The organism is Exiguobacterium sp. s129 (assembly GCF_018617585.1).
GTDB classification, from domain to species: domain Bacteria; phylum Bacillota; class Bacilli; order Exiguobacteriales; family Exiguobacteriaceae; genus Exiguobacterium; species Exiguobacterium aestuarii_A.
Genome location: NZ_JACSKL010000010.1, coordinates 1 through 23,348 on the forward strand (window position 1 = coordinate 1; position 23,348 = coordinate 23,348).

Consider the following 23,348-nt stretch of genomic DNA (forward strand, 5'->3'; position numbering starts at 1 on the left):
TTGCGGAACGCCGCCTCGACATCACCGAGCTCGACGAAGTGCTTCTCCATGAGCTGGACGATGACTTCCGTGTCCGTCTCCGAGAGGAAGGGTACATCAAGTGTGGCTTTCAATTGTTCATCGTTCTCGATCACGCCGTTGTGCACGAGGGTGAAACGTCCTGTCGTACTTTGGTGCGGGTGGGCGTTCGGTACGCTCGGTACCCCGTGTGTCGCCCAACGCGTGTGACCGATTCCGATGGTTCCTTCAGCGTCAGCCGGTACGATGTCACGGAGTGCTTGGATTCGTCCCACTTCTTTGAATGTACGAACGTCCTCACCGACCAAGGCAATCCCTGCCGAGTCGTAGCCGCGATACTCGAGCTTTTCAAGCCCTTTTAATAAAATCTCTTTCGTTCCAACTTGTCCGATCATTCCTACGATTCCACACATAAACAACTCTCCTCTATTCTTCGATTTCTCGAAAAAGGAAACGGGCTTTTTAGAGTGATGTCATCAAGTCTCGCTTTGTCCGTCCGATCACCCGAACGCTTTATCGAGACCCTCTCAGTCGTGACACGCGACTGGAAGGCATCCGCCGAAATCTCGATCACCTTCGTCCTCGTCAACTCTATAGAGTTCTGGCGCTTCTATTTCATATCCAGCCGTTTCTCCAGATACGCTTTCATGCTATCGAGTATAAAAAGAATTGGATAGAGCAATTCGAAAAAATGTCGCCGAATACTTTTTTACCGTTCATGTAAAAGTCACCACTTTCACTAAAAAGCCATCACTCCTTCAGGTTTTCGACTAGGGAGAGAACGGGCATGATACAAGTAACGAGTAAAGAAATGAGGGGAAACACATGGGCGGCATCTTCCTGTTGATTGGCATACTGTTATCTGTCTTATCCAGGTGGCTAGAATTTGAAGGGAATAGCACGTTAGGGGATGTCATGTTGTTTCCTGCGATTTTCTTTATGGCCATGGCATTCTTCTGCAGTTTTCCTTACTTTAAAGAATGGTGGGACGACCGCTCCACCCGTAAGAAAGCATTCTTATTCGTGATCTTTGCCGCAGTTGGCATCCTGTGTCTGCAAGCCGCTTTCTGGTTTGTCGTCTGGCGTGATCAATGGCTCGGGCTTCTTCTCCTTCTTCCCTTTGCGGCATGTGTGGGGTTCATCGCTCGGTTGTTCAAATAAAAAAGGACGCGCCGCAGCACATCCTCCCATTATTTCACGGTAAAGTCGACCATCACACCGTAATGATCACTCGGTACAACATCCCTACTCGTTCGCATGTCGCCGAATACATCGATATGCTGAACCTCAACGTCTTTCCACTCGGAACGGATCAAAATCCAATCGTATCGTTCAGACTGCTCGAGATGAGAGGATTGTAGGTACGGGTTGTGCTTTACGTCTAGCGTCGCCCGTGGCTCTTCCGCAACAAACGTCGTCACGTCCAGCCAACCTGTCTCCGATACATCATGATAAATAGAAGATTGAGGATGGTCATTGAAATCCCCACATAACACCTCGACCGATTTTTGACGTCCTTTGTGTAGCCAATTTCGCACCGTTGCCATCTGACGTTCTCGAATCGACACGGAACGCCAATTCAGATGTACGTTCGTGAGTCCCCATTCCTGACCGCCGAACGTAAGCGTCACTCGGGTTGCACAAAAGTTAGACTCTTCCACGTCACTTTCCCAAATCGCTTCAACTGAACCCAAAGGAACCTTGCTCAAAAAAGCGAGTCCTTCGTCCGGTGAGTCAGGATAAGGATGAAATACGCAGAACGGATAGCCTGTCGCTTCTGCAATGTCATGCGCCACACTCCCCTGCTCATAAGAACGGACTTCTTGCAGGGCAACCAGGTCCGCGTCGATTCGTTTCACTTCTTGGCAAATCGCATCGAGTCGTTTTTGCCATGACGTTTCATGGTTCCAAATATTATATGTCGCAATCCTCACTTCATCTTCCTACTTTCTCGAGTGAGTCACGCGCTCCCCCATTTTTGTTCTTCTTTTAACTCTCGTTCCGTGACATAGTTCTCGTCGAGACGAACCATATATCGCTCGTACCATTTATGACCGATGACGGATATGACACCTCCAGTCACCATCAACCCAATAAAGTAAGGTGTCTCAATTTGTTTCGTTACCCATCCGAACATAAGGATGAGCAAAATCGGGAACGTCAAAAAATTAAAAATCGACATCAAGTGTATGTGACGTTTGGCGTCTCGATTCGTTAAATACTTCAATTGAATCGTTTCTTTCTTCCAAGATTTTTTAATCGCAAATAATCCCGCAAATTGACCAATCAAAAGAACAGTTCCTGCTGACACCCATCCTTTTTCAGTCGCCACAAACAACGATATACAGACCATCCACGACAGAAAAGTGAAGACTCCATTCTTTTCAGTTTCCACTGTGACAAGCTCTCTCATCTGATCACGTTTGTTCACGACGTTGCTCCTTCTCGTATTCTCGAACTTCACGAATTTCTTTTAAATCTTGATCCGTCAAATAGTTCTCATCATAAGACTGAATGACGCGATCGAACCGTTTCGCCAAGTATTCAATCCCGAAAAACGTCAGCTGGGAAAGGAGGAACATGCGGAACGATTGTGTGCCTGTCGTTTCACTCGTAAAGTAAAAGAGTCCGTAAATCCCGATACCGGTCAAAGCGAGCGTGTGTGCCATCATTTTGATTGATAAGAGGTTACGTGCCGTTTGATTCGTCACAAAGCGTAGCCACATCCGATATTGAATAAAAATACCCGTCAAGATTGCGGCGAGCACGGCATATAATGTTCCTGTAACAACGCCGTCAGAGAGTGTCCAATACGAGGCGTAAATCAAAAAACTGACGACAAGCCCGATTCCGATGATGCCTACACCCCATTTCGTCAAACGGTCTACTTTTAAAATCGTATCGATTTGCGACTTTACTTTTGGTGATAGTTCCATACGTCCTCTCTCCTTTCCAACACTTCTTCATACGTCGGTAGCCTAGACTGATGTCCAAGAATTCGCTCTTTCCACTTCTTCTCTCGATACGATTTCGTCAACCCCCAAAGGGCGACGATCCCGGGAATCAGGATGAAGGCATCTTCGTTTACATACATCGGGATGAAGAGCGCAAATAAAGAAACGGCATCAATCCAACAATCAATGAGTCGATAGCGTAACACGTGAGCGACCGCTTGATGTTCGGCAAAATGGCGAATGACTCGATATTCCATATATCCTTTATAAGCCAAGCCCATGGATACGACCAACATGACCGGGATGACCCACATCGCCTGTGTCCGCAACATCACGATGAACGAAATCAAGAAAATGACGAGTACGGGCCAACCAAAGAACCGCTCGAACTGTTTGGCATGCGTTACTGTGAGTTCAAATGGACGATTCATGCGAGACCCTCCCTTCAATCACTTCTTCATACGTCGGAAGCCCTGGTTCAATATGTTGGAGTTGATTTGTGAACCAATTCTGCCGAAGCGGACTAAGTACTCCCCATATCCCGAAAAAGAGACCAATCATGAGACCAACATCTTCTGCGGTCAGCAGGGTCACCATGAGTGTCGTCAATAAAATCGCATCCACCCATTCGAATACGTATTGAATAATGAGAATTCGATGTGCCTTTGGATGCTTGGTCATTCGCCACATGATGCGCATTTCTTGATAGCCCATCACGACGATAATCACGGAGACCGACCCCATAATGGGAATCAACCACATTTTCTCTAACAAGAGGGCGACAATGACGGCTGTGACATATAGAATCATGACGGGTACGGCATAACCTCGCATCCGTTGCATCCACTTTACGTCTTGCTCCACTTATATCGCCTCCTTGTTAAAGTTGATGCACTCTACATCTTGTCGTTTTGTCTGCGTCTCCACGTTCCATGTCCATAACATCGCGCCTGCGATGAACACCGTGACACATACATACGCCACGTTTGAGGTAAATAAGAATTGATGATTCAACGCGAGAAAGAAGGCAACACTGTTGATCCCGTCCCGAGCAAGTTGACGACGATATAACCCTTTCAATTCTGGTTGAAATGACAGGCGCATCCGATAACGCTTTACATATAAGATGTTCAACGGAATGAGTGTACAGGCGATATACAACAAGCCCCATGTAAGGTCATCCGTCCATAAACTGATGGGAACCATGAGTACCACCAATGTTCCAAATATGCCGAAGATCCATTGGTCGAATAAACGTTTCCATGCCTTCTCTTGCGTTATCCGTTCATTCATCATTTCTGTCGCTCCTGATCCAACTGGTTTAATAATGGAACCTGTTCATTTAATTTCTTTTGAAACGTTCGTGACACCTGATCGCTCACCGCTCCCCATACGAGAAGGCCTATCGCTAACGCCAAACTGTCATATTGAAAGATGAGAAGAGCTGAAATGAGTGAGATAAGAACACCCGAACTAATCAAATCATAAAGTAGGTTCCATATCAGTAATCGCATCAGATTTTGAGTATCCATATGCTTACGACGCATCCGATACTTTTTCACATCTAATCCAATCATGGCGATTCCAATCAAAACAAACGGAACGGTCAGCCAGACATAACGTCCGAAGAACGATAGGATAATTGCAAGTACAATAAACGCCAGCAATATATAACCGACCTGAAGATGTGACTTACGCCATGTTGTCTCTTCTATATACCAATGTGTCTCAGTCAAATCGAGCACCTCCTTTCTCTAACGTGCATTTTTCTTATATACGCATTCTATGCCATCATTGTTTCACATTTTCCGAATATTCCCGCAATGAATCGTTCGACTTTTTTCAACAATTGATAAATGAAACGTATCCGCTTACAAAGGTTATCTGCTATACTGTTAGCAAATTCATTCCCACAAATTTTTTTGAAAGGTGTAGAACTGTATGTCTCCGAAGTACAAGCAAGTTGCGAGCCAGATTGAATCAGACATTGTCAATCACGTCTACCAACATACGAATAAATTATTGACCGAAGATGAGTACGCCAATAAATATGGTGTCAGTCGCAATACGGTCCGAAAAGCGATCGAGATCCTCGTCAACAAAGGATACGTCTATCAAGTCCAAGGGAGCGGTGTCTTCGTCCGCGACCATTACAATAGCGATTACATCAACCTTGAAAAGCTTCAAGGTCTCACAAGTGACTTCAGTGGTCGGAAAGTCGAAACACGCGTCTTACATTTCGAACAGACGGTTGCAAACGATGAAGTCGCAGAACGTATGAAGTGCCCGATTGGGACACCCGTCTACTTCGTGAAGCGTCTACGTCTCGTCGATGACCATCCGTTCTCGGTGGAAGATTCATACTTCCGAAAAGAGCTCGTCATCTACTTAGACGAGAACATCGTCCAAAAGTCGATTTATACGTATTTACGAAGTGACCAAAAACTTGCCATCGGATTCGCCGACCGAGTCATTTACGCAGACTTTTTAGATTCTGAGTCCGCCGATCTGCTCGACTTGAACGAGAATGACCCAGCCTTGATTGTCGATAACACCGTCTATTTAACAAATGGTCAAATCTTCGACGTCTCTCGTTCCATCCATCATTTTAAACATGTCAAAATGCTCAAAGTCTCGAACATCAAGTCCTAAACGCGCCCGAGAGATGCTTTTCTCGTGCGCATTTTTTATGCATTTTTTTCGAAAAGTAAGGGTTTACACGAAAACGCTTTCGTGCTACTATCAACGTGTAGAAAATATTTGTACCTATGAATTTTAGTTATCCATACAAAAAGGAGAGATACTATGGTTTCTGAAACAATCGAAATCTCACCGGAAGATATTTTCGGTCTCATCGCCCTCTCGGGTGACGCCAAAGCGAGCTACCATCAAGCGATGCTCCTCATGCAAGAAGGAAAAAAAGAAGAAGCCGAGGCAGCAGTCGTTGCTGGTGACGCAACATTAAAAGAAGCACATGCGATTCAAACGAAATTCGTCACGCTCGAAGCACAAGGTAAATCGGCAACAGTCGGTGTCCTCATGGTGCACGCGCAAGATCACTTGATGAACACAATTCTCGTTAAAGAAATGCTTGGATATATGATGAACATGCAAAACGAAATCAACGAATTGAAAGGAATGGATCAAAAATGATTAAAATCGGACTCTTCTGTGCGGCAGGTATGTCAACAAGTATGTTAGTAGAAAAAATGAAAGCGGTTGCCTCTGAGCGCGGTATCGAAGCTGAAATCGCAGCTTACCCAGAATCAGAGATGGAGACATACGTCGACAACATCGACGTTGCGCTTCTCGGACCACAAGTGAAATATCTTCTTTCAAAAGGGAAGCAAATCTGTGAACCAAAAGGTGTTCCAATCGACGTCATCAACACAGTCGACTACGGCATGATGAACGGTGCGAAAGTATTAGACCACTCATTGAAACTTGTAAATAAATAAACTGAGGTGATGACTTTGAAAATGCCTAAAGATTTCTTGTTCGGCGCCGCTTCGGCCTCTTATCAGGTCGAAGGCGCATGGAACGAGGACGGGAAAGGCCTCTCGAACTGGGACGTCTTCTCGAAAATTCCTGGTAAGACATTTGAAAACACAAACGGCGACGTCGCAGTCGACCATTACCATCGTTATAAAGAAGACATCGCGCTCATGGCGGAGATGGGACTCGAATCATATCGCTTCTCGATCTCATGGCCACGCGTCTTCCCGAACGGTACGGGTGAAGTGAACGAAAAAGGACTTGAGTTCTATAACAATCTGATCGACGAATGTTTGAAACACGACATCGTCCCATTCGTCACGCTTTACCATTGGGACCTTCCACAAGCACTTGAAGAAAAAGGCGGATGGAAGAACAAAGAGACGGTTGACGCATTCGTCCGTTTCGCGGATACTTGCTTCCAATCGTTCGGTGACCGTGTCAACCACTGGATCACATTCAACGAAGCGGTCATCTTCTGCTCACTTGGATACTTAACAGGCGCACACCCGCCAGGTATCGAAGGCGACGTCAAAGGTTATTTCCAAACGACGCATAACGTCTTCGTCGCTCACGCCCGTGCCGTCGAGCTCTTCAAACAAAACGGTCACACTGGCGAAATCGGGATCACGCACGTGTTCAACCCGGCGTTCAGTATCGATGACGCAGAAGAGAACAAGTTTGCCGAAATGCATGCGAACGCTTATGCGACACATTGGTTCTACGACCCGATCTTAAAAGGTGAATATCCAGAGTACGTCGTGAACGGTCTGAACGAACAAGGTCTTCTCCCTGAAATGACAGAGGAAGAACTCGACGTCTTGAAACGTACCGCTCCGATGAACGACTTTATCGGTCTCAACTACTACAGCCCGCAGCGCGTCATGAAAAATGACTCAGCGCTCGTCATGGCTGGTGGACGTGAGAACTCGACAGGTCGCCCTGGTAACCCATCGTTCGATGGCGTCTATAAGACAGTCAAGATGGACGACAAAGTGTACACGAAATGGGATTGGGAAATCTCACCGGAAGCGTTCCTCGATGGGATGCACATGTTAAAAGATCGTTACGGCGACGTCAAAATCTATATCACAGAGAACGGTCTCGGTGATGTCGACCCGATCGTCGACGGTGAAATCATGGACACGCCACGAATCGAGTACATCGAAGGTCACCTTCGTGCAGTCAAACATGCTGTTCAACAAGGCATCAACGTTGCCGGTTACTATGCTTGGTCTGCAATTGACCTTCTCAGTTGGTTGAACGGTTATAAGAAACAATACGGCTTCATCTACGTCGACCACAACAACGGTCTCGCACGGAAGAAGAAACAGTCGTTCCACTGGTATAAAGAGATCATCGCCACGCGCGCTGAAGACCTATAAGGAGGTTCCCCTATGAGCCGCTTAGAAAGAGTATTTGAAAAGTTCACCCCTGCTTTTGTTCGCTTCGCGAACGCCAAGCCCGTCCTTGCGATTAAGGACGGGTTCATCCTCACGATGCCGATGACCATCATCGGGTCGCTGTTCCTTCTCATCCTGGCGTTACCGATTCCAGGTTGGACTGACTTCATGTCAGGCCTATTCGGGGCAGACTGGTCACTCCCGCTCACGCAAGTCGTCGGTGCGACGTTTGACATCCTTGCTTTAATCGGTGTTTTTGGAATCGCTTACTCATACGTCAAGAACGAAAAGATCGAAGGGGTACCGGCTGGTATTCTCGGAATCATCTCGTTCCTCATCATCACACAAGCTTCTGTCTTGTCTGAATCTGGGGAATTCGTCGGTGGCGTCATTCCAAAAGTATGGACAGGTGGACAAGGTGTCCTCGCTGCCATCATCGTCGGATTGACAGTTGGATTCATCTACTCGCAGTTCATCAAACGCGGGATCAGCATTAAAATGCCAGACGGTGTACCGCCAGGCGTATCGAACTCATTCTCTGCACTTGTTCCTGGTTTGGCAATCATCTCGCTCGCCGTTGCAACGTTTGCGATTTTCCAAGCGGTTGCAGAGCGTACGTTCACAGAAGTCATCTATGATGTGCTTCAAGCACCACTTCAAAACTTGACAGACACACTCGCTGGAGCCGTTATCATCATGGTGCTCATGTCTGTCATGTGGTGGTGTGGGATTCACGGTGCCGCAATCCTTATGGGAATCATGGGACCACTTCTCACAGCGAACGCGCTTCAAAACCAAGCGATCATCGATGCTGGTGGTACGCTTGTCGCTGGTGAGAACGCAAAAATCGTTACAATCCAGTTCCTTGATGTGTTCACGAAACTCGGTGGATCAGGGATCACAATCGGTTTCATCATCGCGACACTGATTGTCGCACGTTCGGCACACTTGAAGCAGCTCGGTAAGTTATCACTTGCGCCAAGTATCTTCAACATCAATGAGCCGGTCATCTTCGGGATGCCAATCGTCTTCAACCCGATCATGTTCGTCCCATTCGTTGTCGTGCCAGCCATCGCTTCATTCATGGTTTACTTCGCCATCCTTTGGGGTTGGGTTGAGCCGTTCAACGCCCTTCAAGTACCATGGACGACACCTCCAGTCATCTCTGGATTCTTGATTGGTGGATGGCGTGCTGCGCTCTTACAGATTGCAACGATTGCTATGGCCGTTGCGGTTTACCTTCCATTCGTTCGCATTCAAGACCGCGTTTCGTATGGTGAGGAATTGAAAGCACAAGAAGAAGCAGACAAAGCGTCAGCCTGAAACAAAAACGACAGCCCTTCTCAGCAATGAGAAGGGCTGTTATGATGTAGGAAAAGATTGGAAAGTTGGGGTAGGATGAAAAGAAATGTCACCGTCATGTTCGCGCTATTTGCCTCATCCTCGTTTGCAGCAGGTCTTGCCTTTCAGTCAGTCATTCCTTATATCATAGGTACCTTATTCATTCTCGTGGCCGGGTATCAGGCAGGAAAGCAAACCGAGTCGAACAAAGCCTGAGTTCACTACAATGAACTCAGGCTTTTTCTTAGACATCTCTACAAATATTAGAAGATGCATATGCTATAGTTTTAGTGAGTCTAACGAAGGAAGTGATCAGCATGAAGGCACTCGTCTTCCATCAGTTCGGTGGTCCTGATGTTTTAACATATGAAGAAGTCCCGACACCGATACCACAAGTTGATGAAGTATTGGTACGCACAAAAGCCATCGGATTGAACTATGCCGATGTGTATCGCCGGAAAGGCAACTATCATCTCGTCGGAGAACCTCCATACATTCTCGGATATGAAGGAGCCGGTGTGATCGAAGCGGTCGGGGCGAACGTCACCTCGCTTCAAGTCGGGGACCGCATCGCCTTTGCCGATGTCCCGCACGCCAACGCAGAATTTGTTGCCGTCCCGCTCGACAAGGCGATTCCTCTTCCAGATGCCATTTCATTCGAAGCAGCCGCATCGACCATGCTTCAAGGATTGACGGCCCATTACCTCGTCCACGATAGCTATCGGATTCAGGCCGATGATGTCGCGGTCGTACATGCAGCCGCTGGCGGTGTCGGTCAATTGTTGACGCAAATGATTCAGCGTCTCGGCGGACAGGTCATCGGTCTCACGTCCACAGCCGAAAAAGTGGCCACTATTCAAACACATGGTGCCCGTGCCTATCGCTATGATGAAGCATGGGTCGAAGAGATTCGTAATGCCACGGACGGTCGCGGTGCCGATATCATTTATGATTCAGTCGGTGCGACATTAGAAAACAGCTTTGAAGCGACTCGTATCGGTGGAACGGTCGTCTTCTACGGCATGGCCGGCGGCGATCCAAAACCGGTCGATCCGCGTATGCTCATGGACACATCGAAGACATTGACAGGTGGTGACTTATGGAACATCCTTACCTCAAAAGAGGAACGCATTCGTCGGTCACACGAATTGTTCAGTTGGATTGAGGACGGTTCACTCATCATTCCATCACCGACAACGTTCGCCTTGTCCGATGGTGCATCGGCCCACGCCTTTTTAGAAAGTCGGAAGAGCCAAGGGAAAATACTTTTAATTCCATAAACAAAGCGCCAGCCCGTTTTCGGTGCTGGCGTTTTACGTATCCTCTTTTCGGAGTGAATATCCGTCCACCTCAAGCAGCCGCATCCGTTTCTGGTCGACCGCCGCATGAATAATCACAGTCACCCCGGGATTCAGTTCCATCATCTTCTTGATTTTTCGTAAGTCGTCTCCTTTAATCTCAACCGGCAACACGAACTCCCCTTCTCTCAAATGAACGAACTTGATCTTCCCTTGATCGTCATAACCTGTAACTTCATACATTGAAAATTCTCGTTTCACGAATATCCCTCCCCCTTCTTACAGTTCCCATAATAGATAAATTGCACACAAAAAAATCCATCCCCGTAGCGGCAGGGATGGATGCATGTTACGCCTCGACGCTATCCGCGTGTTTGGCTTTATGGTCGGCGATGACACCGGCATACCACTTCGCGCTGTCTTTCCAGATGCGCTCTTGTGTCTCGAAGTCGATATAGAGGATTCCGAAGCGCTTCTCGTATCCGAAGCTCCATTCGAAGTTATCCATGAGCGACCAGAGGTAGTAGCCATGAATGTTCATGCCTTCATCGTTCAAGTCAGAGACGGCTTCGAGGTGCTGGCGGACGTAGTCGATCCGGTTATCGTCATGGACTTCGCCATTTTCCAGCACATCGTCAAATGCGGCGCCGTTCTCTGTGATGTAGATGGGAAGGTCAGTATACTCGGCGCGTAAACGACGGATCAGGTCTTTGAATTCGTTCGGGGCGATATCCCAGCCCATGCCCGTCTTCTCGTAGTCCGAGTAAGCGTCTGCCTTCAAGAAATCATTTGCTGCGTTGAACTCGACAATGCCACGACTATAGAAATTGATGCCGAAGAAATCGCAAGCTGTCGAGATTGTCTCCATATCACCCGATTGGATGAAATCGAAGTTATGCACATATTTGGAGAACAAGTTCATCATGTCGACCGGATACTGGCCTTTGAAGACCGGATCGAGGAACCAACGATTCGAATACCCGTCGGCATTGTTCATCGCAAGGCGGTCATTCGCCGAATCCGTCTTCGCGTACATCGGTGACAAGTTGAGCGTGATGCCGATTGGGGTCGTGGATGTCATCTCTCGCTTCAACAACTCGACCGCTTTTCCGTGCGACAACAAGATGTGGTGCACGGCGCGTACCGCTTCGTTCATGTCACGATGACCCGGTGCGTGAACACCGACGTGGTAGCCGAGGAAGCCGGCACACCAAGGCTCATTGTGGGTAATCCAAGAGTCGACGATGTCATCAAGCTCTTCAAAACAGACTTTCGCATAATCGAGGAACCAGTCGACCGATTCACGGTTGACCCAGCCACCTTCTTCGTGAGCCCACATCGGAAGATCCCAGTGGTAAATCGTGACGGCTGGTTTGATCCCTTCTTCACGGAGACGTAGTGCCAAGTTTTTGTAGAACGCCATTCCTTCTGGGTTATACTCTCCCTTGGCAGGGAAGATGCGTGGCCACGCGATGGAGAATCGATACGTGTCGACACCTAGCTTTTTGATGTGCTGAATGTCTTCCTCGTAACGATGGTAGTGGTCACATGCGACATCGCCGTTATGCTTTTCAAACACGCGCCCGTCGATGTCACAGAACATATCCCAGATCGAAGGGGTACGTCCCCCTTCATTGTGTGCGCCTTCAATTTGGTACGAGGACGTGGCTGTCCCGAATACGAAGTCTTTCTTAAAATGCATAGTGTTTTCCTCTTTTCTCTATATTTATTCTTTGACAGCACCTGCCGAAATACTGCTGACGATGTACTTCGAGAGGAACAAGAAGGCAATCATGATCGGTACGACCGAGATCGCGATTCCTAGGTAAAGCGCGCCAAGGTTTTCTGCGACTTGTGATCCTTTCAAGAAGCCCATCAAGACAGGCAACGTGTATTTCTTAGGAGAGAATAAGAGGACAAGTGGCATCAAGTAGTTGTTCCATGAGCCGATGAACGTGAAGATCGACATCGTCGCAATCGCTGGCATCATCATTGGGAGCGCGATTGTGTGGAAAATACGTAACTCGCTCGCACCGTCAATCCGTGCCGCTTCAATCAAACTGATGTGAAGTGTCGCTTGCGTGTACTGGCGGATGAAGAAGACCGTGAACGGTGTTGCAATCGCAGGGACGATCAACGGGATGAACGTATCGAGAATGCCGAGCGTTTTTGAAATCTCGTAGAATCCGATGAGTCCAAGTTGTGCTGGAACCATCATCATGACGAGCATGAAGATGAACATCGCATTCTTCCCTTTAAAGTTGTAGAATGTGAATCCATAAGCCGTAAGGGCTGAGAAGTAGCCCGAAAGTATCGTTACTGATACCGAGATAATCAAGCTGTTTTTAAAGCCGGTCCAGATGTTGATGTACTCGCTCAGGGTAGCGTAGTTATCGAGCAACGCATTACCAGGGATCAAGGTGAAGCCAGATATGACTTCTCCATTCGTCCGCGTCGCGTTGATGATCATCATCAAGAACGGGATGAAGCAGATAATCGCAAGAATAACCAAACTTGCATAGATCAAGCCTCGCACAACACGATGCTTCGACTTTTGTTTTTGAGGTGGCGCCACTTTGAGTGGACGGTCTTCTTTACGTTTTGGCTGCGCTTCGCTATCCGGAAGCATTCGCCGTGTTTCTGCATTTTGTTCCATCGCTTACGCCCCCTTCTTCTGTGTTGCGCGTTCGTTGCGGAACATACCTTTGAAGACGATCGCCGAGAAGATGAGCGTGATCAAGAATAAGCCGTAAGCGACCGCAGATGCGTAGCCGTAGTTGTTGTACTTGAAGGCTTGGTTATACAAGTAAAGCACCATCGTGTTCAACGAGCCGTCTGGTGAACCGATTCCATCGGTAATCAACATCGGAAGGTCGAACAATTGGAGTCCACCGATGAGCGATGTGATCATGATGTAGAGAAGAATTGGTTTTAAGAGCGGCAACGTCACTTTCGTAAACATCTGCCAACGGTTCGCACCGTCGATGTGAGCGGCTTCAAAGTAATCTGTTGAGATTCCTGAGACACCGGCCATCACGATGATAAAGGAGTGACCGAACCACATCCATGTCAAGATGAGTGAGACGGATAGTTGAGCCGTTACTGGTTCTGCCAACCAGTCGATCGGATTTGAAATCAAACCGATTTTCATCAACACCATGTTGAGTGAACCATGCTGCCAGTCGAGCAAAATACCGAACAAAAGCGCGACCGAGCTGATTGTGATCAAGTTTGGAAGATAGAAGAATGAACGGAAGAAGTTTAATCCTTTTAGCTTCAAACGAAGATCTGAGAATAAGAGCGCCAATAAAAGGGCCATTCCCATCTGCAAGGCGAAGTTGACTCCCCAAATCTTGATGGTGTTGAAAAACGCTTCGATGAAGTATGTGTCCGTCAACAACCGTGTATAGTTCGCAAATCCGACAATCTCTTCTCCTGGGCTACCGGTATAGTTCGTGAAGCTATAATAAAGCGTCAAGAAAACCGGATAAATGCTAAACGTCAAGAATACAACCCAGAACGGGGCGATGAACAGATAGCCGTAACGATCTAATTTTTTCACGTGTATTTCTCCTTCCATAAGAACCGAGGGAGGAAATTCCTCCCTCGTGTTGGTCATCGTCAGTCTACTACGATGTCTGGATAAGCGTTTTTAACTTGTTTCTTGAACTCTTTGATTGCATCTTCTTTCGACTTCTTACCTTCTACGTAAGAGTTAACTGCCGCTCCGTAAAGCGTGTCGAGCTGTTGGTCGTATTTCGTAACGATCCCTGGTTTGATCGATTCTGCTTCGCCGAGGAAGAACTCGTAGTTGTTCTGTCCGCCGAGGAACTCGTCGCTGAAGTCCGTTTTGATTTTTTCTGTAACTGGGTTATAAGCAAGTACATCGCCTGTCTCTTTTGCCCATTCAGTCAAGAACTCTTCATCTTGTGTCATGAGTTTGATGAATTCGTAAGCCTCTTCTTTATGTTTAGAGTCTTTGTAGATCCCGACCCATGTACCGCCCCAGAAGTATGGGCTCGGTCCGCTTGTAACAGCCCAGTCACCAGCAGTGTCTTTCGCGTTCTCTTTCAAGACAGCGTGGAGACCCCAAGTTGGAAGTACGTAAGAGAAGACTTCTGTTTCCGTTTCTTTGCCGCCTTCTTTCACTTTGATCGGCTTATCCATTCCTTCGAACCAAGATGGTGACCATTCTGGTGCGAGAGCAGTCAAGTTATTTTCACGAAGCTCTTTCGCGTAGTCGAAGTAGTTTTGTTTCCCTTCAGTCAACACAAGTTCATTGTCTTCGTTTACCCATGCTTGTGGGTCATCGCCTTGTGCGAACCAACGGATTGAACCTTCGTCTGGGAAGAGTTTGTAGCCTTTATCTTTAAGCTTTTCACCGACTTCGAAGAGTCCGTCCATCGAACTCATCATTTCGCCGACTTCAGCCGGGTCATCAGTACCGAGTGCTTCTTTAGCGATGCTACGTTTGTAGTAGATCCCACCTGGAGTTGTTTGCCATGAAAGGGCACGAACGTTTCCGCCCTTGTCTTTCCCGAGGTCGAAGACGTAAGGAACGATGTCTCCAGAAACTTCTTCTGCGTTGTATGGTTCTTCAGAAAGGTTTTCCCAATATCCAGCATCAATCCATTGTTTAAGGAACGCGATTTCACCCGTGAAGACGTCCGGTGCGCCGACGCCACTTTCAAGAGCTGGCTTCAACTTCGTTGCGTAGTCAGCCGTCGGTACGATTGTCAATTCGACTTTCACGCCGTTACGCTCTTCGAACGTTTTGATTGGCTCTTTCAACTCATCTGTGAATGACCAAATTTTTAGGACATCATCTTTTGAACCTTCTGAAGATGATCCTTCGCCGCCGTCAGAGCAAGCGCTCAAGACACCAACTGAAAGTGCTCCAATGGTAAGTAAGCTAACAAGTTTACGCATGTGTTGTTCCCATCCTTTTTTATAAGTAATAGTAGAAAGCGCTTGCAAAAAGAGGTGAATAATTATCGAAAGCGCTTTCGATTTTCTCTAAAAATGACTTTCGAAATCGCGCTCCCCTCTCCATCCGCTGAAGAAAAGAGAGCGACTTCGAAATATCATTGGCTATAAATCACTGTTTGACCGGCGCACAAGATGCCCGTTCTACTAAGCGTACCGGAATGATGCGACGTTCGGTGAGTCGCTCTTTCGCGGTCATTTGTTCAAGTAAAAGTTCTGCTGCCGCTTCCCCGATTTCATCCGTATCTTGGCGAATCGTGGTCAGTTTCGGCGTAATGTATTGGATCATTTCAATGTCGTCATATCCGATGACAGAAATGTCATTCGGGACGTGAAGACCGTGTTCGTGAATTGCTTCGATGACGCCGATTGCCATCTGATCCCCGGCCACAAAGACAGCGGTCGGTTGATCGTCTAATTCAAGCAATCGTTCCATCGCTTGCTTGCCTTCCTCAACCGAAAAGAAGCCGGCGTTGACGAGGTAGCCTGGTCGAATCGGAAGGTTCAGCTCTTGCATCGCAAGTTCATATCCTTTGATCCGTGCCGCTCCAGCGTCAATCGTCTCATCCCCAGCGATGTGGGCAATTTTCCGATGACCGAGTTCATAGAGGTAATTCACAGCGAGACGTGCCCCTTCGATGTTGTCGGAATAGACGACGCTACAATTGGCGCTGTCCATATCGACGACGACGATCGGGATGTCGCTTCGCATGAGCTCCTGAACTTGCTCATCCATTCGATCCGAGCAGATGACGACGATGCCGTCGACCGCACGGTGTTTGAAGTGTTCGAGATAACTCATGTCACGATTGCGCAGGTTACGCGAGGCGAAGATCAAATCATAGCCTTGCTCCTCTGTCGCGTGACGAAAACTTTCGATGATCCCGTTGAAGAACGGGTGTTTCATCCCGACTTCATTCGCTTCTGAGAACATGACCCCGATCGCCCATGATTTTTTCGTCGATAACGACTGGGCATGTGCGTTCGGCAAGTAGTCCATCTCAGCAGCGGCTTGAAGAATCTTTGCTCTCGTCTTGTCACTCACGTCTTTATAGTTGTTCAACGCTTTGGACACTGTCGTGATTGAGAATCCTGTTTTTTTGGCTAAATCATAAATCGTACCCATGTTATTCTCCTCTTCCCGAAAGCGCTTTCGGTAATTTGATTGTAGCGCATGATTTTGTAGGAATCAATTCTTTTTCGAGGAAACTTTTTGATTCTTTTTTCCATTCCTTGTTTCTTCTATATTACTGCATCGGGAAGATTTTTGTCATACCTGTGTCCAAGTTAAACTATTTCGTTATCAGTTTTAATTTAACTATTCTTTAACGTTGATACTCCAGTCTCCATCTGCTTTCACAACAAATACATAGAGATCTGTATCAGAAAACGTATGACGTTGAGAACCTTCATACTTTCCTACTTCATTTGCTAGCAAGTCTTGTTGGTTAATAAAAATCGAGAAATATCCTTCTCCATTATGACTCATTTCAACCTGATATGACCCTTTTTCTACTTCGAAGAAAATCACATCATCACCAGTTCCAGAGATTTTCCCGGGTAGTGTCTCTAAATCTGAAGGATAATATTGCATCACTTTAATGTTCCAGCTACCATTGCTCCCTTTTATATTCATGAAATAATCTTCCGTATTCTGAATCCAAACAAATGATTTTCCTTTATAACTACCGATGTCATTCGCTAATAAATCCACCATATTGCCATCACTATCTTCTAAAGTAACCGAAAAATAGTCTGTACCGTCATACTGCATTTCAAAAACTGCAAATCCTTCTACCAATTCAATGTTATCTGTACCCGTATCTCCAGATCCATTAATGGTTGTCGTCAAATCCTCTTGAATCCTTTTGACATGATCATTTTTTACTTGATCTAAATCTTTATTCACCCCTACCTCGATAATTGAGTCTGCGTTATATACCACGATGATGTTTCGATTCTCGATTGTGACTTCATCAAACTCCCGACCATAAACAGTGTATCCCCGATTAATTTGTAATTCATATAATTCCATATAGTCTTGATAGTTCGATATCGGGTCTTCAGGCTGAACTTCCTGTAAAAACTCTTCCACAGAAGGTTCTTGAACTTCTTCGACCTCTTGAGGTTCCTCCGCTTCAATTATCGGTTCTGGTTCATTCTCGTCCTCTGTAACTGCTACCGTGCTCTCATCTTCAAAATCAGTAACAGCTTCTTGATTATTTGTTTCAAGAATTCCGAGTATGAAAATCAACCAAATACCTGCGAGAAAAATCGAACCTCCTAATATAATTGGGAATGGCGTGATATCTTTTTTGATAAAATAACGAAATACAGAATAGAGACCATATGCCGCCCCACCTATTAGTAGAGCGATCGCAGTAAATGCAATCACACTTTCTAGCATATTCAGCTCCTCCTATCTTCAATCATCCTCCGTTCAACATTACTCACCATTAATTATTACCCATATTTCCCATACGAACCTACATTTGTTCTATCTTTTCTTCCCAAAAATAAAAATCATCCAAAATGTTGGATGATTTTTAATGTGTCCGTGTATACAGCCACACAAGATTCGTGAACTTTTGTACTTCTGTCTCGCCTGTCACACCTTTGAATAGTCGTTGGAACGGCTTCAACAACTGCTCCAGAACAATTTTTCGAAGACGATCTTGTTTCAACTCATGTGAGATCGCATCAAATAAATCACGTTGCTCTTCCGTCATCTCGACATGTTCTTCGATACGTGCAGCCATCTCGATTAATTCTTCAATTGTAATGAGATGCTTATCTGTCGTTCCACGCATTTGATCGACCGTGACCGGGTTCAAGACGTGCTCTCCTGTCTCCATCATCCGGGCGGCAATCAACTCGACATACGTATATAAACTCCGCACGACTTTTTGAGGAGAGTAGGCGGCATTCGTAATCCGATTCGTGAACAAGATGTGTTGCAACATCCCGTTAAAGAGCACCGTCAATTCCATCGAATATGGTCTCACAGACTCTCCGATGATTTCCGTCAAGCGCATCGCAATCCATTCGATTTCATAAATGCGGTGTTGTAGCACGAGTTTCTTCAATTCATTCTCGTTCGACGACATGATCGATTCAAACAACGCGTGCAAGTTCCGTTCTTCATTCAATTGAATCAAAATCGAAATCTGTTCGATAAAAACGTCACGATCTCGTTTGTCACGTCCCATCTGCATCTCGATCCGGCGCTGTCCGGCATCATATCGCAAGTTTTCGAGGATACTGGCCACACAATCCGTCTTCGATGAGAAGTAGTTATAAAACGTTCCTTTGGAGATGTTGGCACGATCAATGATCTCTTGCACCGATGTGTGTTGCACTCCATTTTCGATGAAGAGAGACATGGCAATGTCTGCGACTTTTCTCTTTTTCTCTTTCATGCTTTCATGACTCCGTTCTGTCTGGTTTGTACCTTTACTATAGCACCGAAAACCATTTTAGACTAATAGTACAAAATGGTTGCTTTATTTATACAACAGGTATAAAATCATTTCATCGACACTTACCAACACATAACTATTTAGAAAATAAAGGAGCCATCCATATGAAACCAGAATTCCAAAAGAAACCGCCTTACGTCATGTTGGCGGTCCTCTTTGCGGGTGCGTTTATCGCATTTTTAAACAACTCATTACTCAATGTCGCGCTCCCATCAATCATGGTCGATCTCGAGATTGCAGACTACTCGACCGTACAATGGCTTGCGACAGGCTTTATGCTCGTGACAGGTGTACTCGTCCCGGCATCCGCCTATTTGATCACTCGTTTTTCTAACCGAAGCTTGTTCATCACCTCGATGAGTATTTTCGCCATCGGTACGGCGATCGCGGCCTTCTCGCCAAACTTCGGTTGGTTGTTGAGCGGTCGGATGATTCAGGCCGTCGGAGCCTCCACGATGGGGCCACTCTTAATGAACGTCATGCTCGTCAGCTTCCCGCGTGAAAAACGGGGGATGGCGATGGGAATCTTCGGGCTCGTCATGATCTCGGCACCTGCAATCGGGCCGACACTTTCAGGTTATATCGTCGAATACTATGATTGGCGCGTCTTATTCGAAATGATTTTACCGCTCGCCATAATCGGTCTCGCGCTCGCTGTTTGGAAAGCGGAGAACGTCATGGTCCAAAATAAAGATCAGTCACTCGATTACTTGTCACTCGTCTTATCGACACTCGGATTTGGCGGGATTTTATACGGTGTCAGCTCGGCAAGCTCGGACGGCTGGGATAACCCAATCGTCTTGGCGACGATGATCGTTGGTGCCATCTCGTTGATCGCATTCATTTATCGTCAGCTCCATATGGAAAAACCATTGCTCGACTTGCGCGCTTACAAACATCCGATGTTCGCACTCGCGTCAGTCATTGCGATGGTCAACGCGGTCGCGATGTTCTCCGGTATGATTTTGACACCGGCTTACGTCCAAAGCGTTCGTGGCATCTCCCCACTCGATTCAGGACTCATGCTTCTCCCTGGTGCGATCATCATGGGAATCATGTCGCCAATCACAGGGAAACTGTTTGATAAATTCGGACCAAAACTATTGGCACTTACCGGATTGACAATCACCGCTGTATCGACGTACATGCTCGCAAACGTCCAACTTGACTCGACCTACACATACATCGTCTTAACGTACACGTTGCGTATGTTTGGGATGTCAATGGTTATGATGCCCATCATGACTAATGGACTGAACCAATTGCCAACTCGCCTCAACCCGCACGGAACGGCCATCAACAACACGGCCCAACAAGTATCCGGTGCAATCGGTACGGCAGTACTCGTGACCATCATGAACTCGGTGACACGCACAGAAGCTGAATCATTGATGACAGGAGTCGATCCTGCGACACTCACAGAGAGCTCGATGGGTGCCATCACTCAGCAAGCCCTCTTGTCCGGGATTCAATATTCATTTTACGTCGCACTCGGGATGAATCTTTTGGCACTCCTATTGGCATTTTTCGTGAAACGCGTAGATGTACGGAAGTTCGATGATAATGTAGAAGCTGTTGAAGAATTGAAACAAGCAAATTAATATAAAAAGCCGTTCTGAACGATCGATTCAGAGCGGCTTTTTAATTTCTCATTTCCTTCATGAGTAAATATGAAATTAAATTTTAATACATATATGGTATTATTTCTCAATGGATAGGATTCATTTAGGAGGGTACATATTATGAAAAAAGTGTTCGGCTTTATCATTGTTGTTCTTCTGGTCACTTCATCTTTCGTCTCGACTGGATCAATCGTTGAGGCGGCCCCAAAGAAGCAGAATCGTGCTATCATGGGAGTATCGGCTTTGACTCCGCAACAAATGGCGGATTACGTAAAACAAAAGAATCCTCGTGATGTCCGGCTCGCGAAAACGTCTGTCGAAGATTTGGCGAAACTTTTCGTCATCATCGGTGCAAAAGAAGGCGTCCGTGGTGATGTTGCGTTCGCGCAGGCGCTGAAAGAGACAGGGTATTTCCGTTATGGCGGCGATGTCCTTCCAAAGCAGCATAACTATTCAGGGATTGGGACGACTGGGAACGGCGTGAAAGGACACTTTTTCCGTTCACCACACCAAGGCGTAACCGCTCAAATTCAGCATCTAAAGGCATACGCCTCAAAAGATGCGCTGAATATGACAAAAGTCGATCCACGCTTCCACCTCGTCAAACGGGGCTCTGCGACGACTTGGCCATCACTGCATCGAAAGTGGGCCATGCAGCCAAAAGGAAATTACGGGAATGAGATTCTTTCGATTTATCAAGAAATGTCGAAAACACCGAAACGTGTCGCTAAAGCAAAACGATGAAGAAATGTAGGGGTGAAAGAACGTGACGTGCAAACAAGTTAGACTCGCGAGCGGAATCGCATTATTCGTGACCGGCGTGATGTTGTTACTCAAGCGCTAATGAGCATTTCGGGCAGTTGTCCGAGTGCTTTTTTTGTGGGTTTATTTGCTCAACACAAAAAAGTCGCAGCATTTTATGAGCCACGACTTTCAAAACGAAGAACAGTTACTTACTCACGTGCTATACGATGAGCCAGTTTATGCAATCGGAAACGACACCCGAAAACAAATGACCTGATCTTCGATTGGTTCGGCTGTCAACGTCCCGCCATGCAACAAAATGATTTGGCGCGCAATCGATAAACCCAATCCATCACCTGAAGTGACCCCTCTCGACGAATCGACGCGATACGTGCGCTCAAAGAGATGAGGGATGGCTTCAATCGTTTCCGCCGTTGTTGCATTTGAAATAGACCATTCAATCTCCTGTTCTTTCGTTTGAAGTCTAATCTCGATTGGACTCGTTTGCTCGGCATATTTCCAAGCATTCGAGAAAAGATTTTCAAATACACGAATGAGTTGTTCTTGATCAGCCTCTATCCATCGGTCAGGTTGAATCGACAGGTGTAATTGATGACCTCGCTCATTGAACAACGGCTCCATCTCGTGAATGAGTTGGGTCGTCAATAAGCTCAGATTGAGTTTCTGTTTGTTAAGTTGCATATTTGGGGCATAGAGTCGGTTCACGTCCATCAACTGATCTAGCAGATGTTCAAGTTGGTCCGTCTTTTCATTTAAGATACGAAAATGATTGTTCTCTTCAACTGTCAGTTCGCGGTTCATTTGAAGTAGTTGGGTATAGCCTTTAATGCTCGTGAGCGGAGTACGCAAATCGTGTGACAGGTTGGAAAACAGTTGGTTCCGCTCTTCTTCGTGCGCCCGTTCCTTCTCAAACAATTCACGTAGCTGCTTCGACATCTGATTTACACTCTCTCCGAGTGAAGCAAGCTCATCTCGTCCTTCCACCTTGACCGTACGACCGAGGTCTCCGTTTGCAATCTGTTCAATCTCACTCGATAGATACGTGATTTTACGAAGTGTTTTCCGCATCATGATTGAAAATCCAATGATAAAAAGTAGTATGACAATGAATGTTACCCCTAAAAATACTAAATTAGCTGTTAGCGGATCTGGTGTGATTTCGTTTTCAATGTAATATAGACTAATCGAATAGCCCATGATTAAAAAAGCAATCGTCGCAATCAACGCATTAATTAAAATAATACCGATTAACTTCACAAGCAAGCGATCCCATTGCCTCTGTTTCATAATCGATACCCCACGCCCCACACCGTCTTGATAATGGTTGGTTTTCGTGGTGTGTCTTCTAACTTCTCACGAATTTTTGTGATGTGAACCATCACCGTATTGTCGACCTCAAATGCCGCCTCACCCCACACCGCCTCGTAAATCTGTTCGACGGTTAGGACTTGATTTGGATGCCTCATAAAATAAGCGAGAATATCAAACTCTTTCGGTGTGAGTCTAACCAAAGTCTCGCCTTTTTGACACTGTCGCGTCTGAAGGTCGAGTGTAATCTCTTCATGAGTGAGCGTGGTCTGTGCCTCAGTTCGGTCCGCCCCATAATCACGATACCTTCTGAGTAACGACTTGACACGAAGCGTCACTTCAAGTGGATTGAACGGCTTTTTGATATAGTCGTCCGCTCCAACAGAAATCCCTTGCATCAAATCCATGTCGCTCGTTTTTGCGGTCAGCATCAAAATCGGCATAAACTGTGTCTTTCGAATTTCAATACAAGCCTCGATTCCACCCATAACCGGCATCATCAAATCGAGAATGAGTAAATCAATTGTTTCTGTTGAAGCAAGGTCAATGACTTCTTGTCCATTTTTGGCAAATCGAAGTACATATCCTTCATTTTTTAAATAGATGGCAAGTAATTCTCGAATCGCCTCATCGTCGTCAGCAATACAAATGACTGGCTGTGAACGCATGTCCTTCCTCC

General features: G+C 46.4%; 27 protein-coding genes and 1 pseudogene. 10 read left to right on the forward strand and 18 right to left on the reverse strand.

The window, feature by feature from the left end:
• Positions 1–431, reverse strand: a pseudogene (locus KNO92_RS11085) (glutamine--fructose-6-phosphate transaminase (isomerizing)); the annotation flags it as partial.
• 412 nt (positions 432–843) lie between these two features.
• Between KNO92_RS11085 and KNO92_RS11090 the strand changes: the two are divergent.
• Entirely contained in the window at positions 844–1,179 is a 336-nt protein-coding gene (locus KNO92_RS11090; RefSeq protein ID WP_214696877.1) for a hypothetical protein, read from the forward strand.
• 29 nt (positions 1,180–1,208) lie between these two features.
• On the opposite strand, the gene KNO92_RS11095 is transcribed toward KNO92_RS11090, so the two are convergent.
• Genes KNO92_RS11095 through KNO92_RS11125 form a run of 7 tightly spaced genes read right to left on the reverse strand, consistent with a single transcriptional unit; the run spans position 1,209 to position 4,708 of the window.
• Positions 1,209–1,952 carry an endonuclease/exonuclease/phosphatase family protein gene (locus KNO92_RS11095; protein WP_214696879.1) on the reverse strand — a complete coding sequence of 248 codons (744 nt, stop codon included), beginning with the start codon at positions 1,950–1,952 and terminating at the stop codon, positions 1,209–1,211.
• 26 nt (positions 1,953–1,978) lie between these two features.
• Positions 1,979–2,449 carry a hypothetical protein gene (locus tag KNO92_RS11100; RefSeq protein WP_214761338.1) on the reverse strand — a complete coding sequence of 157 codons (471 nt, stop codon included), beginning with the start codon at positions 2,447–2,449 and terminating at the stop codon, positions 1,979–1,981.
• Positions 2,436–2,954, reverse strand: coding sequence for a hypothetical protein (locus KNO92_RS11105; RefSeq protein ID WP_214696888.1), 519 nt, complete (start codon positions 2,952–2,954; stop codon positions 2,436–2,438). The genes KNO92_RS11100 and KNO92_RS11105 overlap by 14 nt, the downstream gene beginning before the upstream one ends.
• Positions 2,933–3,403, reverse strand: coding sequence for a hypothetical protein (locus KNO92_RS11110; protein WP_214761340.1), 471 nt, complete (start codon positions 3,401–3,403; stop codon positions 2,933–2,935). Before KNO92_RS11110 ends, KNO92_RS11105 begins: the two co-directional genes overlap by 22 nt.
• Positions 3,387–3,836, reverse strand: coding sequence for a hypothetical protein (locus KNO92_RS11115; protein WP_214761342.1), 450 nt, complete (start codon positions 3,834–3,836; stop codon positions 3,387–3,389). The genes KNO92_RS11110 and KNO92_RS11115 overlap by 17 nt, the downstream gene beginning before the upstream one ends.
• Positions 3,837–4,265 (reverse strand): hypothetical protein, encoded by a 429-nt coding sequence (locus KNO92_RS11120; RefSeq protein WP_214761344.1) that lies wholly within the window; start codon positions 4,263–4,265, stop codon positions 3,837–3,839.
• Positions 4,265–4,708, reverse strand: coding sequence for a hypothetical protein (locus KNO92_RS11125; RefSeq protein ID WP_214761346.1), 444 nt, complete (start codon positions 4,706–4,708; stop codon positions 4,265–4,267). Before KNO92_RS11125 ends, KNO92_RS11120 begins: the two co-directional genes overlap by 1 nt.
• Positions 4,709–4,913: 205 nt before the next feature.
• On the opposite strand from KNO92_RS11125, the gene KNO92_RS11130 reads away from it, so the two are divergent.
• The 7 genes from KNO92_RS11130 to KNO92_RS11160 all read left to right on the forward strand — a co-directional run bounded on the left by KNO92_RS11130 (position 4,914) and on the right by KNO92_RS11160 (position 10,491).
• The gene (locus KNO92_RS11130; RefSeq protein WP_214696897.1) at positions 4,914–5,624 is read left to right on the forward strand and encodes a GntR family transcriptional regulator; all 711 of its coding nucleotides are present in this window, start codon (positions 4,914–4,916) and stop codon (positions 5,622–5,624) included.
• Between the two features lie 153 nt (positions 5,625–5,777).
• Positions 5,778–6,125, forward strand: a complete 348-nt coding sequence (locus tag KNO92_RS11135) for a PTS lactose/cellobiose transporter subunit IIA (protein WP_214696899.1) — start codon at positions 5,778–5,780, stop codon at positions 6,123–6,125.
• Positions 6,122–6,430: a PTS sugar transporter subunit IIB gene (locus KNO92_RS11140; RefSeq protein WP_015880671.1), complete on the forward strand. Its 309-nt coding sequence runs from the start codon at positions 6,122–6,124 to the stop codon at positions 6,428–6,430. The genes KNO92_RS11135 and KNO92_RS11140 overlap by 4 nt, the downstream gene beginning before the upstream one ends.
• A gap of 15 nt (positions 6,431–6,445) precedes the next feature.
• On the forward strand, positions 6,446–7,852 hold the full coding sequence (locus tag KNO92_RS11145; protein ID WP_214696901.1) for a GH1 family beta-glucosidase: 1,407 nt from the start codon (positions 6,446–6,448) through the stop codon (positions 7,850–7,852).
• Positions 7,853–7,864: 12 nt separating this feature from the next.
• Positions 7,865–9,193, forward strand: coding sequence for a PTS sugar transporter subunit IIC (locus KNO92_RS11150; protein ID WP_214761348.1), 1,329 nt, complete (start codon positions 7,865–7,867; stop codon positions 9,191–9,193).
• A 75-nt stretch (positions 9,194–9,268) separates the two neighbouring features.
• A complete protein-coding gene (locus KNO92_RS11155) occupies positions 9,269–9,427 on the forward strand; it encodes a hypothetical protein (RefSeq protein ID WP_214761350.1) in 159 nt (52 codons plus the stop codon).
• A gap of 101 nt (positions 9,428–9,528) precedes the next feature.
• On the forward strand, positions 9,529–10,491 hold the full coding sequence (locus tag KNO92_RS11160; protein ID WP_214761352.1) for a quinone oxidoreductase family protein: 963 nt from the start codon (positions 9,529–9,531) through the stop codon (positions 10,489–10,491).
• 33 nt (positions 10,492–10,524) lie between these two features.
• Here KNO92_RS11160 and KNO92_RS11165 read toward each other — a convergent pair whose 3' ends face one another.
• The 8 genes from KNO92_RS11165 to KNO92_RS11200 form a co-directional block, all read right to left on the reverse strand.
• A complete protein-coding gene (locus KNO92_RS11165; RefSeq protein WP_214761354.1) occupies positions 10,525–10,770 on the reverse strand; it encodes a hypothetical protein in 246 nt (81 codons plus the stop codon).
• Between the two features lie 88 nt (positions 10,771–10,858).
• The gene (locus tag KNO92_RS11170; RefSeq protein WP_214761356.1) at positions 10,859–12,211 is read right to left on the reverse strand and encodes a GH1 family beta-glucosidase; all 1,353 of its coding nucleotides are present in this window, start codon (positions 12,209–12,211) and stop codon (positions 10,859–10,861) included.
• Positions 12,212–12,235: 24 nt separating this feature from the next.
• Complete coding sequence (locus KNO92_RS11175) at positions 12,236–13,165, reverse strand: carbohydrate ABC transporter permease (protein WP_214761358.1); 930 nt, start codon at positions 13,163–13,165, stop codon at positions 12,236–12,238.
• Positions 13,166–13,168: 3 nt separating this feature from the next.
• Positions 13,169–14,071, reverse strand: coding sequence for a carbohydrate ABC transporter permease (locus KNO92_RS11180; RefSeq protein ID WP_214696921.1), 903 nt, complete (start codon positions 14,069–14,071; stop codon positions 13,169–13,171).
• A 59-nt stretch (positions 14,072–14,130) separates the two neighbouring features.
• Positions 14,131–15,438 carry an ABC transporter substrate-binding protein gene (locus KNO92_RS11185; protein WP_214696923.1) on the reverse strand — a complete coding sequence of 436 codons (1,308 nt, stop codon included), beginning with the start codon at positions 15,436–15,438 and terminating at the stop codon, positions 14,131–14,133.
• A gap of 169 nt (positions 15,439–15,607) precedes the next feature.
• A complete protein-coding gene (locus tag KNO92_RS11190; protein WP_214696925.1) occupies positions 15,608–16,621 on the reverse strand; it encodes a LacI family DNA-binding transcriptional regulator in 1,014 nt (337 codons plus the stop codon).
• A gap of 192 nt (positions 16,622–16,813) precedes the next feature.
• Positions 16,814–17,902 carry a hypothetical protein gene (locus tag KNO92_RS11195; RefSeq protein ID WP_214761360.1) on the reverse strand — a complete coding sequence of 363 codons (1,089 nt, stop codon included), beginning with the start codon at positions 17,900–17,902 and terminating at the stop codon, positions 16,814–16,816.
• Positions 17,903–18,041: 139 nt separating this feature from the next.
• The gene (locus KNO92_RS11200) at positions 18,042–18,914 is read right to left on the reverse strand and encodes a TetR/AcrR family transcriptional regulator (protein WP_214696929.1); all 873 of its coding nucleotides are present in this window, start codon (positions 18,912–18,914) and stop codon (positions 18,042–18,044) included.
• A gap of 164 nt (positions 18,915–19,078) precedes the next feature.
• Here KNO92_RS11200 and KNO92_RS11205 point away from each other — a divergent pair, with 164 nt between their 5' ends.
• Together KNO92_RS11205 and KNO92_RS11210 are read left to right on the forward strand one after the other, a co-directional pair.
• Positions 19,079–20,575 (forward strand): DHA2 family efflux MFS transporter permease subunit, encoded by a 1,497-nt coding sequence (locus tag KNO92_RS11205; RefSeq protein WP_214696931.1) that lies wholly within the window; start codon positions 19,079–19,081, stop codon positions 20,573–20,575.
• Between the two features lie 141 nt (positions 20,576–20,716).
• Positions 20,717–21,340, forward strand: a complete 624-nt coding sequence (locus KNO92_RS11210; protein ID WP_214696933.1) for a glucosaminidase domain-containing protein — start codon at positions 20,717–20,719, stop codon at positions 21,338–21,340.
• A gap of 237 nt (positions 21,341–21,577) precedes the next feature.
• On the opposite strand, the gene KNO92_RS11215 is transcribed toward KNO92_RS11210, so the two are convergent.
• A complete protein-coding gene (locus KNO92_RS11215) occupies positions 21,578–22,648 on the reverse strand; it encodes a HAMP domain-containing sensor histidine kinase (RefSeq protein ID WP_214761362.1) in 1,071 nt (356 codons plus the stop codon).
• Positions 22,645–23,337 carry a response regulator transcription factor gene (locus KNO92_RS11220; protein ID WP_214761364.1) on the reverse strand — a complete coding sequence of 231 codons (693 nt, stop codon included), beginning with the start codon at positions 23,335–23,337 and terminating at the stop codon, positions 22,645–22,647. Before KNO92_RS11220 ends, KNO92_RS11215 begins: the two co-directional genes overlap by 4 nt.
• Positions 23,338–23,348 lie beyond the last annotated feature (11 nt).